Here is a 16,684-nt window from a genome sequence, read left to right on the forward strand (position 1 = left end):
TGGGTAGGAGAACTCCAGTTTAGAAGCTTTGTCGGAGTATTAGAGGTGGCTAACCACCCAACAACATAAACAAAACGTCAAACCGTGACGATAAGGAGACACCATGGCTAATCAGAGCCGTCGTAAGTTCATGCGTAACAGTGTAATGGGGCTCGCCGCCCTGCCATTTGGTGCTGGCATCCTGTCGAAGACTGCTTTTGCCCAGGAATTGCCCCGCCTTGATCCCTCCAACTCAACCGCTCAGGCACTTAACTACGTTGAAGTCGCCAGTGACGCAAGCGATCACCCAGCCTATGAGGAAGGTGAATTGTGCTCAAACTGCATGTTCTTCAATGCAGAAAACGAAGGTTGCCAGTTGTTCCCGCAAAATAGTGTTGAACCTGCTGGCTGGTGCCAGTCATGGACTGCTAAGAGCTAGCATTTATAGCTAATTGAGCTTGATGATTACCCCGCGCTTGCCGCGGGGTAATTGTTTAATTGTTAACTTACGTCTTTGCTCTCTTCCTCAACCGGCCACTGGTAACGGCGCGTTACCCGCCCATCTTCCATTGACACCAAATGCACCGGAAACCCCCATAGTTGCTGCAAGTGGCGGATCACCGGATAAACGCTGCGACCAAGTGGCCGCCGGCTGTCTTGGACATGGTGCAAGGTCAACGAACGATCCCCCCGTATCGCTGCTTCAACAACTTGGATATTTGGCTCACGCACCGATAAGGCGTACTGGGTTGAAAGTGCCTCTCGAACCCGTCGATAACCACGCTCGTTATGAATTGCCGCTACTTCTAGTGTCTCCATTTGATCATCATCAACAATTAAGAACAGCTTGAGATCACGTATCACTTTGGGAGATAAAAACTGCTGGATAAACGACTCATCCTTGAAGTTGCGCATGGCAAACTCAACGGTATCCCGCCAAGGGCTGCCCGCAATATCAGGAAACCACTCCCGATCTTCCTCAGTAGGCGCATCACAAATACGCTTGATGTCCATAAAGATCGCGAACCCCAGTGCGTAGGGATTAAGGCCGCTGTAGTGCGGGTTATCAAAGCCTGGCTGATTGATAACCGCCGCATGGGATTGCAAAAACTCCAACATCAAGCCTTCGTCAACGTTACCTTCATCGTATAACCGATTCATTAACGTGTAATGCCAGAAGCAAGCCCACCCTTCATTCATTACCTGGGTTTGTCGCTGGGGATAAAAGTACTGCGCCAGTTTGCGCACAATACGCACAATTTCACGCTGCCAGGGCGCCAGAAGTGGCGCATTTTTTTCAATAAAATACAGCAGGTTTTCCTGTGGTTCTGAGGGGTAAAGACCGCCGCTATGTAGCCCAAGCGGGTCCGCATCGCTATGTAGGCTGCCCGGCAGCGGAGCGACCCCATTAGGCGCGTCAGGAATCGTGCGCCACAGCATATTGACCTGGGTTTGCAGGTAAGCCTCGCGTTCTTCTTGGCGCTTTACCTCTTCTTCTGCAGAAATAGGGGAAGGCCGCTTGTAGCGGTCTACACCGTAGTTTTGTAGCGCGTGACAGGCATCCAGTAATTGCTCTACCGCATGGACGCCATGGCGCTCCTCGCACTGGGCAATATACTTACGAGCAAACACCAAATAATCAATGATGGAGTCGGCATCCGTCCAGGCACGGAATAAGTAATTGCCTTTAAAGAAAGAGTTATGCCCATAGCAGGCATGCGCAATGACCAACACCTGCATCATCAGGGTATTTTCTTCCATTAAGTAAGCGATGCAAGGGTTGGAGTTTATTACCAGCTCATAGGCGAGGCCCATCTGGCCGCGCTTGTAGGCTTGCTCAACAGCAAGAAACTGCTTACCAAATGACCAGTGGTGATAACCTACCGGCATTCCCACGCTCGCATAGGCATCCATCATCTGTTCAGTGGTAATCACCTCTATCTGATTGGGATAAGTATCTAAGCGGTACTCATCGGCGAGCCTGGCGAGTTCTTCATCGAAACGCTCCAACACACTGAAGTTCCAGTCGGAACCGGTCGCTATTGGCTTTCGGGCTACACTCATGGCGCACTCCTCGGTTCGCGTTACTGCTTTTGACTCAACCGACGTTTAAACAGCTCACGAAAAACGGGATAAATATCCCCAGCATCGACAATTTGGCGCATCGCAAACCGTTCGGGAAACTGCGCGGCGATCGTTTCATATTCATGCCACAGCGACTGATGCTCATGGGGGGTGATTTCCACGTAAGCGTAATACTGCAACTGCGGCATTAGCTGCTTAACCAGTAGATCTCGACAAATATTCGAGTCATCGTCCCAGTTGTCGCCGTCCGATGCCTGAGCGATGTAGAGGTTCCACTGTCCGGCGGGATAGCGTTTTTCGATAATTTTATTAACCAGAGTGAGCGCGCTGGAGACGATGGTGCCACCTGTTTCACGGGAATAGAAAAACTCCTCCTCGTTTACCTCCCTTGCCGCCGTATGATGGCGTACAAACACTAGCTCTACTTTTTCGTAATGTTTTTCCAAAAACAGATAGAGCAATAAGAAAAATCGCTTAGCGATATCTTTATGGTTTTGGGTCATGGAACCAGAAACGTCCATCACACAGAACATCACCGCTTGGCTTGACGGTTGGGGTTGCGCCGATAGCTGGTGATAGCGCAGATCGTAGGTATCGATAAACGGCACCCCTTCAATGCGCTTTTCCAACCGTTCAATTTCTGTTTTTAGCTCAACAATTCTTGCCGGATTGCGCAACACCGAGTCCTTGCGTTCTTCTGCGGCAAGCGCCTCTTGAGCCTCTTTCAATGCCCGCTTAATCGGTGCGCGCATAGCAATACGCCGTGCGTAAGCTTCACGCATTGATCGGGTAATGCTAATTCGCGATGGCACACCATCACGCGCTAGCCCTGCACGCACCATTTTTATTTCTTCAAGCGACTTCAACGGCTTGCGTTGCAAATGAGGCAACTCAAGACCATCAAATACAAACTCCAAAAACTCCTCACGGCTCAGCGTGAAGGCAAACTCATCATCACCCTCACCTTGGTTGGAAGCGCCCCCTTCGCCCGCGCCATCTCCGCCACCTTTACCGCTAGGGCGGCGGATTTGATCCCCCTCTAAAAACTCCTTGTTCCCAGGCGACACGGTATGTCGCGCACCGCCTGGGCCGTGCTGAAACACGGGTTCAGAGATATCTTTGGTAGGAATGGATACTTTTTCCCCTCGCTCCATATCGGTAATGGAGCGGCGGTTCACCGCCTCCTCCACCGAGCGCTTAATATGCTTACGATAGCGTTCCAAAAAGCGCTGCCGATTGACCGCGCTTTTATGCTTAGCGTTAGGCCTTCGATCAATAAAGTAGGTCATACGACCTCCCGATTATCCGCTACTGGGACTTGCGCACGCGTAGATACCACTCGGAAAGCAACCGAACCTGTTTCTCGGTGTAGCCACGATCAACCATGCGCGCCACAAAATCCTCGTGCTTCTTCTGATCCGACTTCGACGCCTTAGCATTAAACGAAATAACCGGTAACAGCTCCTCGGTGTTGGCAAACATCTTATGCTCGATAACACCTTTGAGCTTTTCATAAGACTGCCAGCTGGGGTTCATGCCGTTATTTTGCGCACGTGCCCGCAACACGAAATTAACCACTTCGTGACGGAAGTCTTTCGGGTTAGAAATACCGGCTGGTTTCTCGATTTTTTCCAGCTCCTCATTCAGCGACTGACGGTTTAACAACTCGCCGGTTTCAGGGTCACGGAACTCCTGATCCTGAATCCAGAAATCCGCATAGGTTACATACCGATCAAAGATGTTCTGACCATACTCGCTATAGGATTCCAGGTAAGCGGTTTGAATTTCCTTACCGATGAAGTCCACATAACGTGGCGCCAGAAACTCTTTGATAAAGCCGATATAGCGTTCAAACACCTCAGAAGGCAGTTGCTCCCGCTCTAATGCTTGCTCCAGCACATACAGCAAATGCACGGGGTTTGCGGCAACTTCAGTACCGTCAAAGTTAAACACTTTAGAAAGTATCTTAAATGCAAAACGGGTAGATAAGCCCTGCATGCCCTCATCGACACCTGCCGCATCTCGGTACTCTTGGATCGACTTCGCTCGAGGATCGGTATCTTTCAGGTTTTCGCCGTCATAAACACGCATTTTGGAGTAGATACTGGAGTTTTCCGGCACCTTTAAACGCGATAGTACGGAGAACTGTGCCAACATTCGTAGCGTATCGGGAGCGCAAGGGGCTGCATTAAGCGACGAGTCTTCAAGCAGTTTTTGGTAAATCTTAATCTCTTCAGAAACCCGCAGACAGTAAGGCACCTTAACGATGTAGACGCGATCCAGAAACGCCTCGTTGTTACGGTTATTACGGAACGCCTGCCATTCCGATTCGTTAGAGTGGGCTAATATCACACCGTCAAAGGGAATTGCCCCCATACCTTCCGTGGGGTTGTAGTTGCCTTCTTGGGTAGCAGTAAGTAAGGGGTGCAGCACCTTAATCGGCGCTTTAAACATCTCAACAAATTCCATCAGCCCTTGGTTCGCACGGCAAAGCCCGCCAGAGAAGCTATAGGCATCGGGGTCATCTTGGGAGTAAAGCTCTAACTGGCGAATATCGACTTTACCCACCAACGAGGAGATATCCTGATTATTTTCATCGCCAGGCTCGGTTTTAGAAATGGCAATTTGATTCAACCGCGAGGGATATAGGCGCACTACCCTAAATTGGGATATATCGCCGCCCGCTTCTTTTAAACGCTTTGCCGCCCAGGGCGACATCACGCTGCGCAAATAACGTTGGGGAATGCCGTACTCCTTCTCCAGAAGTTCACCATCTTCTTCTGGTGAAAAAAGTCCTAGCGGTGATTCATATACCGGCGAGTCTTTAATGGCATAGAACGGAATACGCTCCATCAACAACTTCAAGCGCTCCGCCAGCGACGATTTACCGCCCCCTACCGGCCCTAACAAGTAGAGAATTTGCTTGCGCTCTTCAAGCCCCTGCGCAGCATGACGGAAGTAGGCCACAATCTGCTCGATGGCTTCTTCCATGCCATGAAATTCAGCAAACGCAGGGTAGCGGCGAATCACCTTATTCGAAAAAATGCGTGATAGACGCGGGTCTTTCGCCGTGTCGATCACTTCAGGTTCGCCAATAGCTTCCAGCATGCGCTCGGAGGCGCTGGCATAAACCTTTGGGTCACGGCGACAAAGCGCTAGATACTCCTCAAGGCTCATGTCCTCTTGCTGAACGCGGGCAAACCGGTCTTGAACGTGATCAAAAATGCTCATGGAACTCTCCTGTGGCCCATCCCCCAGCAGCTACCGCCAAGCCCAAACATCAAGCGGTGTGCAATACGAGGTGTTGCTCTATCAGCGTAGTCAGCATTAGCAAAAAGTGATGACTAAACCTTCAACGCACAATTCTTAATAATTTGAGCGCAGCACAGGAGAATAAGTTGCGTTGAATAGGCGATTGCCCTAAAAAGACGCTTCAAAACGCACAGCGCCGCCAGATAGGCGGCGCTGTGGCAGAACAACACGTTTAACAGATGTTATTTAGTCCGTATTACTCCAGCACTTCTTTTACATCTGCCAAGAGTTGATCCAGTAATTCAACGGTGGTGTTCCAAGCACAGACAAAGCGCGCCCCACCAGCCCCAATGAAGGTATAGAAGTTCCAGCCTTTAGCTTTCAACGCCTCTATCGCATGAGGAGGAAATTCAACGAAGACACTATTGGCCTGTGTAGGAAACATCAGTGTAACGCCGGGCAGCGCCTGTAGCCCTTCTGATAAATAACGTGCCATGGCATTGGCATGTTGAGCGTTGGTTAACCACGCACCGCTTTCCAACAACCCTAGCCATGGGGCGGAAACAAAGCGCATTTTAGAAGCCAACTGACCTGCCTGCTTGCAGCGATAGGAAAAATCTTCAGCTAAATCGCGGTTAAAAAACAGAATGGCTTCACCGAACGCTAACCCATTCTTGGTTCCCGAAAAGCACAGTACATCGACACCTACCTGCCAAGTAAGCTCGGCAGGACTCGCGTTGAGACTGGCGCAGGCATTGGCAAACCGCGCACCGTCCATATGCAGGCGCAAATCATGCTTATCTGCCATGGCGCGAATTGCCAATAACTCTTCTCGAGAGTACACCGTGCCGACTTCTGTCGCCTGAGTAAGCGATACTACTTTAGGCTTGGGATAATGAATATCACTGCGCTTAGTTACCAACGCTTCAATACCCTGTGGCGTTAGCTTCCCGTTAGCCCCTGGTGAAGTCAGCAGTTTCGCACCGTTAGAAAAGAACTCGGGGCCACCACACTCATCGGTTTCAATATGGGCCAATTCATGACAAATGACGCTGTGGTAGCTGCGCCCCATTGCGGAAAGCGCCAGAGAGTTTGCCGCGGTACCGTTGAACACAAAAAACACGTCGCAATCGTAGTCAAACATGTCACGAAAACGATCTGCGGCGCGGGCAGTCCAACGGTCGTTGCCATAGGCTAAATCATCGGCTTGATTGGCTTCCAGCAGGTATTCCATAGCCTCTGGGCAGATACCTGAGGTGTTGTCACTGGCCAGAAATCGTGGGGTACACTCCGAGGTCATGACGATAGTCCTTTTCTCTGACGGTCATACGGCGCGAGCTGGGTGCCACTCGCGCCTTAAATTGTTAACTGTGGTTAACAGCCACCTTGATCAGTCAGTCTATCGCCATTTAAACGTTGGCGTCACCCGCCCGTCTCGCCGGGCCCTGTCATCTAGCTAAAGAACAGCAGCAAGACGAACACCTTGATCGATGGCCCGCTTAGCGTCTAGCTCCGCCGCCTCGTCGGCACCCCCAATTACATGAAAACATACTCCCCTTTGGCTCAGGGGCTCAATAAGCTCGCGAACCGACGTCTGCCCGGCACACACCACGATAGTGTCCACTGCCAACACGTGCTCTTCGCCATCGCGACGAATGTGCAAGCCCTCATCATCGATTTTCAAATATTCGCAGCCAGTCAGGGTTTTAACGCCTCGCTGCTTCAATGACGCGCGATGAACCCAGCCGGAGGTTTTGCCTAGGTTCTTACCTGGCTTAGAGTTTTTGCGCTGCAGCATCACAATGTCGCGCTTAGAAGCAGTTGGCATTGGCGGTTTTAGGCCACCACGACCGTTCACGGCGAGGTCAACGCCCCACTCGTCACACCATGCCGCCACGTTCATTTCAGGATGCCCTTGGTCGGCCAGCAGCTCTGATACATCAAAGCCAATACCACCAGCGCCAATCACCGCTACACGCTGACCCACTCGCTCGGGACGCTCAATAGCGTCAGCGTAGCTAAGCACACTGGCATGGTCGGCACCGGGTAGCGCAAGCTCACGGGGGGTAACGCCAGTGGCAATTACCACCTCGTCAAACTCAGCTAGCGTATCGTGGGTAGCCGCCGTATTTAGACGAACGTCCACCGCGTATTTTTCAAGCATTACGCGGTAGTACCTCAGGGTTTCGTTAAATTCCTCTTTACCGGGAATTTTACGGGCGTAATTAAACTGCCCTCCTAGCTCGCTGCGTCGTTCAAACAGCACTACATGATGCCCCCGGCTGGCAGCTGCCACGGCAGTAGCAAGCCCCGCTGGGCCGCCACCAACAACCGCTACCCGCTTTGGCGTTTGTGCAGGCTCAAGGAGCAACTCGGTTTCATGGCACGCTCTTGGGTTGACCAAGCATGAGGTAAGTTTGCCCATAAAGGTGTGATCAAGGCAGGCTTGGTTACAGGCGATGCAGGTATTGATCTCATCAGCAAGCCCTGCTTCGGCTTTACGTATCCACTCGGGATCTGCCAGAAACGGGCGCGCCATCGACACCATATCCGCATGCCCAGACGCTAGCACGCGTTCAGCAACCTCAGGCATATTAATGCGGTTAGTAGTAATCAGTGGAATTGAAAGCGCTGCTTTAATACGTTTAGTAACGTCGGTAAACGCTGCACGCGGCACGCTAGTCACAATGGTCGGCACGCGAGCTTCATGCCAGCCAATACCGGTATTGATCACATTCGCGCCCGCGGCTTCAATGGCCTGGCCAAGCTGCACCACTTCATCCCACGTGCTGCCTTCTTCCACCAGGTCTATCATCGACAGGCGAAAAATCAACAAAAAGCGCTCGCCCACTGCTGCACGAATGCGTTTCACAATTTCAATTGGGAAGCGAATACGCCGCTCAAAATCGCCGCCCCACTCATCATCACGCTGGTTAGTGCGACGACAAATAAACTGGTTAATCAAGTAACCTTCAGAGCCCATTACTTCAACACCGTCATAACCTGCCTGTTGGGCTAGCTGCGCGCAGCGAACATAGTCGGCAATCTGCTGCTCTATCTCGTCACTTGAAAGAGCCCGAGGCATAAAGGGGTTGATCGGTGCCTGCAACGCAGAAGGGGCTACCAGCTCGGGTGAATAGGCATAGCGACCGGCATGAAGAATCTGCATACACAAATACCCGCCCGCCTCATGAACGGTATCAACCACGTGCTTATGTTCCGTAAGCTGAGACTCGTCGGTGAGTGCATTTGCCCCCTGAAATACCGCCCCTTCGGCGTTGGGAGCAATACCGCCCGTCACAATTAGGCTAACGCCGGCGCGAGCGCGCTCAGCATAGAAGGCCGCTAGACGCGCAAAGCCGTTGGGGGCCTCTTCTAAATTAGTGTGCATTGACCCCATCAATACACGATTAGGCAGCGTCAGGTGGCCAACGGTCAGCGGTCGGAACAGATGCGGGTAAGCGGGCGTATGGTTCATCACGGCACTCCTTTATATTGTTAGGCTTTATAGTGTTGTACGAAAACTGCCTGCGCTCGCCGACTTTTCGTACTCTATCCAGAACGTCTTGTTAAGAATATTCAAACAAGCGTATGACATACGCTGCCTGACGTACAGCCCTTTACCCCCCCTTAATCTGTCACCTTTTAGCAGCCTTGCGAAACCATCAACCTTTGTGGCAAAGCACTTGCTCCTCTTGCGAAAGCACGTCACATTACCAGGCTAACGATAAGGGAACGCGCTATGCCATTGATTTACTTTTTACCTCCATTGGCCACTGTATTGATTTGGTCAGGGAATATGACGATTAACCAACTGGCCGTGGGTGCCATTGCGCCCAGCAGTATCGCTTTTCTGCGTTGGCTACTAGCACTAGCAGTAATGACACCCTTTGTACTCCCTGCGGTGTTACGTCATCGCGATGAAATACGCCGTCACTGGCCTAAACTGGCCTTGCTGGGACTACTTGGCATGGGGCTGTGGCAAGGGTTAGCCTACGTGGCAGCAGAAACAACGACTGCCACCAATATGGGCATTTTGGCAGCCATGGTGCCGCTGCTCACCGTACTTCTAAGCGCACTGATCCTACGCGAACCGCCTACACTTGGCGGCGTTGTTGGAGGTGTTTTGGCTTTTATTGGTGTCACCGTATTACTTGGGCGAGGCAACCCTTTGTCTCTATTGCAACTGCAGGTAGCCGCCGGTGACGCATTAATGGTGGTTGCCGCTACCTGCTACGCCCTCTACGGCGTCATGTTGAAGCGTTGGGCGATGAACCTTCCCCCTTGGGTAATGCTGTATGCCCAGGTCTGCTTTGCGGTTCTATTCCTACTGCCCCCCTATTTGATGGGTCCGATGACACCGGTGGACGGCCAAAATATAGGGTTAATCCTATACGCTGGCATTCCTGCCTCCATCATTACCACTTTTTTATGGATGCGCGCGGTGCGCCAAATCGGCGCGAATCAGTCGAGCATATTTATCAACTTGATGCCGCTATTTAGCGCATTGATTGCCATGGCGTTTTTAGGTGAACAGGTCGCTGGGTTCCACTTTATGGGCGGGCTACTCATCCTGGCAGGGGTCATCATGGCGCAAACGCTGACACGCCCGTTGGGGCGCACCGTCGCGACGGATAAAACGAGCAACGCTCAGCAATGATACAATAGGCTAACTTCACTCGACGGCCGGGAACCCCTGAATATGTCCCTAGAAGAATTACACCTTAATCTTCGCAACCTCACCAGCGATGACTACGAGCAGCTCAAAACGCTGATGGACGCGGTATATCACGACATCGGTGGTGCGTGGCCAAAGCACACCATTGACAAGCTCATCCAAGAATTCCCCGACGGCCAAATTGCCATTGAGGACGACGGTATGCTGGTGGGCGTAGCGCTGACGGTACAGGTCGATTATGACGAGTTTTCCAACCCGCATAAATATGACGACCTGATCGGCCATCGTGAAACTATCCTCAACGATGAGGATGGCGACGCTATGTACGGGCTAGATGTCCTTATCCATCCCGATTATCGCGGCTACCGCCTGGGCCGGCGTTTATATGAAGCGCGCAAAGAACTGTGCCGTTCGCACAACTTGCGGGCCATTCTAGCGGGTGGACGAATTCCCGAGTACCACCAGCACGCCAATGAGCTCACCCCAGCGGAGTATATTGACAAAGTTTCACGTAAAGAGATTTACGACCCGATTTTGTCGTTTCAGCTGGCGAACGACTTCCAGGTTAAACGCTTACTGCGTAAGTACTTGCCGGAAGATGAGCAGTCTCGCGGCTATGCCACGCTGTTAGAGTGGAACAACATTCTGTTCGAGCCCGCTGAAAGTGTGCTGGATACTCGCCCAACTCAAGTACGCATTGGTGCCGTGCAGTGGCAAATGCGTGAGTTCGCCTCAGTGGAAGCGGCCCTTCAACAAATCGAGTACTTTGTTGACGCACTGTCAGATTATCAAAGTGACTTCGCAGTCTTCCCGGAGTTGTTCAACGCACCGCTGATGGGCCTGCAAGACCGCTCGGCCCAGCAGGATCAAATGGGCGCGATTCGCTTTTTAGCAGGTTTCACTGATCGATTTAAAACCGAGCTTTCGCGGATGGCGGTGTCTTACAACATCAACATCGTCGGTGGTTCCATGATTGAAGTCGGTGACGATGACCGGCTCTACAATATTGCTTATTTGTTCCACCGGGACGGCGAAATCGAAAAACAGTCGAAGCTGCATATCACGCCGCAGGAGCGCCGCGACTGGGTAATCGAAGGCGGTGATAATCTGCAGGTGTTCGACACCGATGCAGGCCGCGTTGGCATTTTGATCTGCTACGACGTCGAGTTCCCAGAACTTGGCCGCCTGCTCGCTGACCAGGATATGGATATTCTGTTTGTACCGTTCTGGACAGATACCAAAAACGGCTACCTGCGTGTGCGCCACTGCGCCCAAGCGCGTGCTATTGAAAATGAGTGCTACGTAGTACTGTGCGGCAGCGTCGGCAACTTGCCCTCGATTGAGAACCTGGACATCCAATATGCGCAATCGGCCGTGTTCTCGCCGTCGGACTTCGCCTTCCCGCATGATGCAGTATTGGCGGAAACTACGCCTAACACCGAAATGATCTTCTTCTCGGATCTGGATCTGACCCGACTGACGGTTGTGCGTGCCGAGGGCTCGGTGACCAACCTGAAAGACCGCCGCAAAGATCTATTTGACCTGCGCTGGCGCGACTGGTCCTGGAAGTCTGGGGCTAATCTGGAAGAGTAAACCCATCACGCCGCCCACCAGGGCGGCGTGATTTTTTAAGCGCATCACTTGGTTCAATCAGGCCAAATAAGATGAGCGGGAACACGCCCTTTACTATCGAACACCACGCCTTCATCACGCAGCTTTTGATGCTGACGTTCAGCACCCCCGTGCTTGGCCAGTGTTAGCGAAGCCGCAATCACGCGATGCCAGGGCAATTGATGCCCTTCTGGTAAATGGCGCATTGCCGAACCGACCATGCGTGGCGTCGCCCCTTCAGTCATCGCGGCAATACGCCCATAGGTGGTTACCCGCCCTGCAGGAATCTGATCAACGATGGTATAAATCTGTTCGAGCAGTTCTGGTCGTGGCATTGTTTTCTCGCTGGCGCTTCGGCCCGCTGTTCAATGGCCTAAAAGGCCTCTTTGAGTGCCGAAGCGCTTAGCATCCCCCATGTTCAAACCTTTAGCAAAAGTGACCTCGAAATAAGGCCAACGCATTAGCGCATCGCGTTTATTTACGCATTGGCCACGCATTGGGGTCTACTTTGTTCGCCAACTTGGGGAATTTGCTTGGGTCAAATACGGGCTCTTTGCCCGCTTTAAGCTGGGCGTCGTAGTCGCGAAACAAGGCAAAGGCAATCGGCGACAACAGCAAAATAGCCACTAAGTTAATCACCGCCATCATTCCCATGGAAAGGTCCGCAAAATTCCAGATAGCCCCTAAACTGGCTACCGATCCCACCATCACCATGCCCAGTACCGCCAAGCGGTAAATCAAGACGGCGATGGGAGCACGACGGCCCGCTAGGTACTCAATATTAGATTCACCGTAAGAGTAGTTAGCGATCACCGAGGTAAACGCAAACAGCAAGATCGCCACGGCAATAAACATACCGCCCCAGTCGCCAACGTGACTAGAAAGTGCCATCTGAGTAAGCTGAATGCCATTATTTTCTTCGCCCGCCAGCAGTTCAGGCCCGGCCATAATGATGATAGCCGCCGTGGCAGTACAAATAACCAACGTGTCTAAGAACACCCCGAGCATTTGAATAAAGCCCTGCGCGGCAGGATGGTCTGGCCGAGTGCTGGCAGTCGCAGCCGCATTGGGTGCCGAGCCCAGTCCGGCTTCGTTGGAAAACAGACCGCGCTGAATACCATTCATAATGGCTTGGGAAATGGCATAACCCATGGCACCACCGGCGGCTTGCTCTAGACCAAATGCACTTTTTATGATGGTCATAAAGGCAGCGGGCAAGTCGCTAATATTGAGCGCTACCACGGCCAATGCTAGCACTAGGTACAAGAGTGCCATTAGCGGCACCACTAGCTCAGCAACTTTAGCAATCGATTTCAAGCCGCCAAAGATGATGGGGGCAACTACCGCCATCAGAACTAACCCCATGACCCAGGTGGGAATAGCAAATGCCTGCTCCATGGCCTGGGCGATGGAGTTAGCTTGAACGCTGTTAAACGCCAATCCAAACGCAATAATCAAACAGATCGAAAACAGCACCGCCAACCAGCGAAGCCCCAGACCACGCTCAATATAGCGTGCTGGGCCGCCACGGAACGTGTTATCACCGTGATCGACTTTATAGGCTTGAGCTAGGGTAGATTCTACAAAACTGGTCGCCATACCAACCATAGCAGTCATCCACATCCAGAAGATCGCGCCGGGGCCACCGAAATAAATCGCCACTGCGACACCCGCTAGGTTACCGGTGCCAACCCGTGCCGCCAAACTGGTGGAAAGTGCCTGAAACGACGATATACCGCCGTTAGACTGGCGTGAACTGCGCAACAGTTTGAACATGTGCCCAAAATAACGTACCTGGATACCCCGGGTCATGATGGTGAAATAGAGGCCAACACCGATCAGCAGATAAATCAGCACACTGCCCCATAGCAGCCCGTTGCCGCGATCAACCATCGCCGTCAACAGAGGAGGAAAAGTAAAATCCATAGATAACACGCCTTTTTTATGACAATGAAGGCGCATCATTCTTCACGACTGCACTAAAATGGCAAGAAAAATGGAAAAATTCCTTTCAGGCAGCAATTATCACTAACAAGATTTATTTCACCCACTTGCGCCGCTCACGTATGCTGTCGCTTTTTCAGTGGAATCGGTAGGAAACAGATGTCACCTACGTTACTAAAAGGCATTGGGCTGGTCATTGCGCTAGTGATACTCGGCATTATGTGGCGATGGCTTCAGCAGCAGGGCTTACTCACCCAAGCCAATCTGAGCGAATTAGCATCCACCATCGGCCAATGGAAGCAAGCTCCCTGGATGTTTGCTGCGGTGATAGGGATTTATACCGGCTCGTTGCTGGTTATGTTTCCGCTAAGCCTGTTGGTCGTGTTAACGGGGTTGCTGTTTGGCCCATTTTGGGGCCTGGCCTATGCTACCTTGGGCACGCTCAGTTCTTCAGTTGTATCTTACTGGGTAGGCCATTGGATGGGGCGTGATGCGCTCATGCACTATGGGGGGCGACATTTGCGCGGCCTTTCCGGCTATTTATCCAAGCGTGGCATTCGCACCATGACGATCATCAATCTGCTGCCCTTAGCGCCATTCACGCTCACCAACATGCTAGCAGGCGCATTTCACCTAAAGTTCCGCGACTATATGATTGGCTCGACGTTAGGTATTGTTCCAGGGCTAGCAGCGGTAATACTGCTGGGTAGCCAGCTTGGGGCACTATTCTCCGCAGCGTCTCGCCAAGAATGGGTACTCGCGATGTTAGGCCTTTCCGCTGGCGTAGGGTTGCTGTGGTTGCTAAAACGTATAGCAACCTCGCGCTCCGCTAAAAGCAAAAACAGCGAGACCTGAGCTGTAGGTTATTTCGCATGATATTTGGCCAGCACCTCGGCATAGAAATGTGCCACTGCCCCTGCGAACTTAGCGATATCGTAGTCACCAGCAAAGGTCTTTGCTTGCTTACCTAAGGTATCCCGCAATGCTTTATCTTCGACCAACGTCATCAGCCGCTGGCCCCATTTTTGCCTATTTTGCGGTGTTTTATAGCCATTAAATCCCTCTCTCACTACGTCATCAATACCACTAGAGCGTACCGCAACAACCGGCAAGCCAGCAGCCATGGCTTCTAAAATCACCATGCCCTGAGTTTCAGAGGTTGATGCAAACACAAAGATATCCCCTAAGTGGTAATAGCGCGGCATCTCCTCCGGCGGTACGGCTCCTACCAACGTCACTTGCTGCTCTAACCCTAACGCTTCTATATGCTGCTGAATGGTTTTTCGATCCGGGCCATCTCCAATCAACAACAAGCGCAGCGACTGATTCCCCTGGCTTTTCAATTCCGCCAATGCCTCCAACATGAAGCCAATATTTTTTTCTTGGCTAATTCTTGAAACACTCACTAAAACGGTATCTGCCGGGTCGATAGAAAGCTGTTGGCGCAGCTCTGTTAGCGCATCGCTATCCGTGTCGGCGAATCGCGCTGCATCAATGCCTGTGGGCTGGATCAATGTCGGCGTTTTCACCCCAATCATGCGCAGATACTCTTCTGCCGAATAGGTGGGAACGATGACGCCCTGACAACGGTTAGAAAAATGCTTGATCAAGGTATGAGAAATCAAATTACGAAACAGAGCCCCCGGAAGCGGCACAAAGTGGGCGTAGTGCTCTAGCCGAGTGTGATAAGTATAGATAACCGGCACACGTAGCCTCTTTCCCATCCACAATCCCATCGACCCCAGCCAAAACGGATGATGGACGTGAATAACATCGGGTTTAAAGCGGCGCAGGCAGCGACGAAAGCGTGCGCTAAACGGGTTGGTCAAACGGAACTCTCGCTTCTCACCAAACGCCATTACGGTGGGTATGCGCATGATCGTCTCATCGTCTTGCCACGCGTCCCGATAACGAGGCACCAGCAGCTGTACCTGATGTGTTAAATCGCTAAGCCCTTGACGAAGCCGTTCTACGGAAACCGATACGCCAGATACAAAGGGGAAGTAATTATTCGATATCATCGCCACCCGCAGGGACTTTTCCAGATACGGCGTTGGATCAATATCAAAATCTGGGTAATAGTGCCGCTCTTCAAAAATCAGCCGATATAAGCGCATCGAAAGCAGTGTTAAAAGCCCCACAATAAGTAGAAACCGAGGGTAGCTGACATAAAAAAACGCATATATGTTTGACCAGATACTTGCTGCCATCCGCCACCAGCCCGGACGATCCACATTGAGGCGAATGGGCGTTATGGTCACGTCTTCACCATTGACACCTACCACCACATAGTGATGAAAACTGTCATCGACATCCAGCAAAATGCCGCCAGCACCTCCCGTGGTAACGTAATCCACGCCATTCACCGTTTCGTGTGAGTAGAGCGACAAGTTTGCCGAAAATACGCTGTCCACCTCGTACTGCTCGGCCAAGCGCATGATTCCTTCACTCAGCCGCGAGTCACTGAGATAATTATTGGCCTCGAACAAGGGCGCATCGCCAATCACGTTATGCAGCGGCAAACCAATAAACATAAAACGATGCTGCGTTTGTGAGGCGGCCAACTCACGCTCTAACCAGTCTAACTGCCATGAAGTAGACGACTTACCCGTGCCATCCAAAAAGATAAAATGGCTTTCTCCCGCAACAAAGGAGTAAAAGTGCGGACCAAAATATTCATAAAACAGGTAGCTGCCGAAATCACTATCTTCGTTATCGCCATAGGTCAACACATACGGCACGCTTAGCTGCTCTAGGCTTTGATAAATCGCTTTGTAGCTCTCCTGCTGCCCTCCGCTCACCGCGTTGCCCGCCGACACCATAAAATCAATATTGCCCTGGTTCAGCCTGGGAATAATCTCTTCTCGAAATACACTGACCGAATTATTGATATTACCCACCACCGCAAAACGGTAATCGTCTCGTCCAGCGAGCTGATTGCGGATATCCGCCACTTCTTTAGTATGCAAGGACTCAAATTCAGGCTCAGCAACATAGAGCCATATCTGGTGGATAACCAGCCCCGTTACTAGCGCAAGGTTGAGCACAAACAGAAGTCTTAACCAGCGCTGACGAGTCAGGCGAGAAAAAAGTCGAAGCATGTAAGAGGCGCTTATTAAAAAAATCGTTAGAAAG

The 16,684-nt window shown here is 51.7% G+C and carries 12 protein-coding genes; 4 read left to right on the forward strand and 8 right to left on the reverse strand.

All coding sequences use genetic code 11. From position 1 onward, the window contains the following. Positions 1 to 103 precede the first annotated feature (103 nt). Positions 104 to 418 carry a high-potential iron-sulfur protein gene (locus ELY33_RS06535; protein WP_126945696.1) on the forward strand — a complete coding sequence of 105 codons (315 nt, stop codon included), beginning with the start codon at positions 104 to 106 and terminating at the stop codon, positions 416 to 418. Between the two features lie 62 nt (positions 419 to 480). Here ELY33_RS06535 and ELY33_RS06540 read toward each other — a convergent pair whose 3' ends face one another. From ELY33_RS06540 to ELY33_RS06560, 5 genes are all read right to left on the reverse strand, one after another. Next, positions 481 to 2,043 (reverse strand): SpoVR family protein, encoded by a 1,563-nt coding sequence (locus ELY33_RS06540; RefSeq protein WP_126945698.1) that lies wholly within the window; start codon positions 2,041 to 2,043, stop codon positions 481 to 483. A 20-nt stretch (positions 2,044 to 2,063) separates the two neighbouring features. Next, positions 2,064 to 3,353, reverse strand: coding sequence for a YeaH/YhbH family protein (locus ELY33_RS06545; protein WP_126945701.1), 1,290 nt, complete (start codon positions 3,351 to 3,353; stop codon positions 2,064 to 2,066). Positions 3,354 to 3,372: 19 nt separating this feature from the next. Beyond that, on the reverse strand, positions 3,373 to 5,295 hold the full coding sequence (locus tag ELY33_RS06550) for a PrkA family serine protein kinase (RefSeq protein ID WP_126945704.1): 1,923 nt from the start codon (positions 5,293 to 5,295) through the stop codon (positions 3,373 to 3,375). A 277-nt stretch (positions 5,296 to 5,572) separates the two neighbouring features. After that, positions 5,573 to 6,616: a threonine aldolase family protein gene (locus ELY33_RS06555; protein ID WP_126945707.1), complete on the reverse strand. Its 1,044-nt coding sequence runs from the start codon at positions 6,614 to 6,616 to the stop codon at positions 5,573 to 5,575. A gap of 156 nt (positions 6,617 to 6,772) precedes the next feature. Then, positions 6,773 to 8,794 (reverse strand): NADPH-dependent 2,4-dienoyl-CoA reductase, encoded by a 2,022-nt coding sequence (locus tag ELY33_RS06560; protein WP_126945710.1) that lies wholly within the window; start codon positions 8,792 to 8,794, stop codon positions 6,773 to 6,775. 264 nt (positions 8,795 to 9,058) lie between these two features. On the opposite strand from ELY33_RS06560, the gene ELY33_RS06565 reads away from it, so the two are divergent. After that, positions 9,059 to 9,976: a DMT family transporter gene (locus tag ELY33_RS06565; RefSeq protein ID WP_126945713.1), complete on the forward strand. Its 918-nt coding sequence runs from the start codon at positions 9,059 to 9,061 to the stop codon at positions 9,974 to 9,976. Positions 9,977 to 10,018: 42 nt separating this feature from the next. Then, positions 10,019 to 11,587 (forward strand): carbon-nitrogen hydrolase family protein, encoded by a 1,569-nt coding sequence (locus ELY33_RS06570; RefSeq protein WP_126945716.1) that lies wholly within the window; start codon positions 10,019 to 10,021, stop codon positions 11,585 to 11,587. A gap of 53 nt (positions 11,588 to 11,640) precedes the next feature. Here the strand turns inward: ELY33_RS06570 and ELY33_RS06575 are convergent, their stop codons facing one another. Together ELY33_RS06575 and ELY33_RS06580 are read right to left on the reverse strand one after the other, a co-directional pair. Then, on the reverse strand, positions 11,641 to 11,940 hold the full coding sequence (locus ELY33_RS06575; RefSeq protein WP_126945719.1) for an MGMT family protein: 300 nt from the start codon (positions 11,938 to 11,940) through the stop codon (positions 11,641 to 11,643). Between the two features lie 139 nt (positions 11,941 to 12,079). Further along, positions 12,080 to 13,531 (reverse strand): alanine/glycine:cation symporter family protein, encoded by a 1,452-nt coding sequence (locus ELY33_RS06580; RefSeq protein ID WP_126945722.1) that lies wholly within the window; start codon positions 13,529 to 13,531, stop codon positions 12,080 to 12,082. 177 nt (positions 13,532 to 13,708) lie between these two features. Here ELY33_RS06580 and ELY33_RS06585 point away from each other — a divergent pair, with 177 nt between their 5' ends. After that, positions 13,709 to 14,404 (forward strand): TVP38/TMEM64 family protein, encoded by a 696-nt coding sequence (locus ELY33_RS06585; protein ID WP_126945725.1) that lies wholly within the window; start codon positions 13,709 to 13,711, stop codon positions 14,402 to 14,404. 8 nt (positions 14,405 to 14,412) lie between these two features. Here the strand turns inward: ELY33_RS06585 and ELY33_RS06590 are convergent, their stop codons facing one another. After that, positions 14,413 to 16,650: a glycosyltransferase gene (locus tag ELY33_RS06590; protein ID WP_126945728.1), complete on the reverse strand. Its 2,238-nt coding sequence runs from the start codon at positions 16,648 to 16,650 to the stop codon at positions 14,413 to 14,415. Between the last annotated feature and the right edge of the window lie 34 nt (positions 16,651 to 16,684).

This window comes from Vreelandella andesensis, from assembly GCF_003989795.1.
GTDB classification, from domain to species: Bacteria; Pseudomonadota; Gammaproteobacteria; order Pseudomonadales; family Halomonadaceae; genus Vreelandella; species Vreelandella andesensis.

Coding starts and splice junctions, on each gene's coding strand:
- ELY33_RS06555 (WP_126945707.1), bottom strand. CDS start 6,616: ATGACCTCGGAGTGTACCCCACGATTTCTGGCCAGTGACAACACCTCA.
- ELY33_RS06570 (WP_126945716.1), top strand. CDS start 10,019: ATGTCCCTAGAAGAATTACACCTTAATCTTCGCAACCTCACCAGCGAT.
- ELY33_RS06565 (WP_126945713.1), top strand. CDS start 9,059: ATGCCATTGATTTACTTTTTACCTCCATTGGCCACTGTATTGATTTGG.
- ELY33_RS06585 (WP_126945725.1), top strand. CDS start 13,709: ATGTCACCTACGTTACTAAAAGGCATTGGGCTGGTCATTGCGCTAGTG.
- ELY33_RS06545 (WP_126945701.1), bottom strand. CDS start 3,353: ATGACCTACTTTATTGATCGAAGGCCTAACGCTAAGCATAAAAGCGCG.
- ELY33_RS06540 (WP_126945698.1), bottom strand. CDS start 2,043: ATGAGTGTAGCCCGAAAGCCAATAGCGACCGGTTCCGACTGGAACTTC.
- ELY33_RS06560 (WP_126945710.1), bottom strand. CDS start 8,794: ATGAACCATACGCCCGCTTACCCGCATCTGTTCCGACCGCTGACCGTT.
- ELY33_RS06575 (WP_126945719.1), bottom strand. CDS start 11,940: ATGCCACGACCAGAACTGCTCGAACAGATTTATACCATCGTTGATCAG.
- ELY33_RS06580 (WP_126945722.1), bottom strand. CDS start 13,531: ATGGATTTTACTTTTCCTCCTCTGTTGACGGCGATGGTTGATCGCGGC.
- ELY33_RS06535 (WP_126945696.1), top strand. CDS start 104: ATGGCTAATCAGAGCCGTCGTAAGTTCATGCGTAACAGTGTAATGGGG.
- ELY33_RS06550 (WP_126945704.1), bottom strand. CDS start 5,295: ATGAGCATTTTTGATCACGTTCAAGACCGGTTTGCCCGCGTTCAGCAA.
- ELY33_RS06590 (WP_126945728.1), bottom strand. CDS start 16,650: ATGCTTCGACTTTTTTCTCGCCTGACTCGTCAGCGCTGGTTAAGACTT.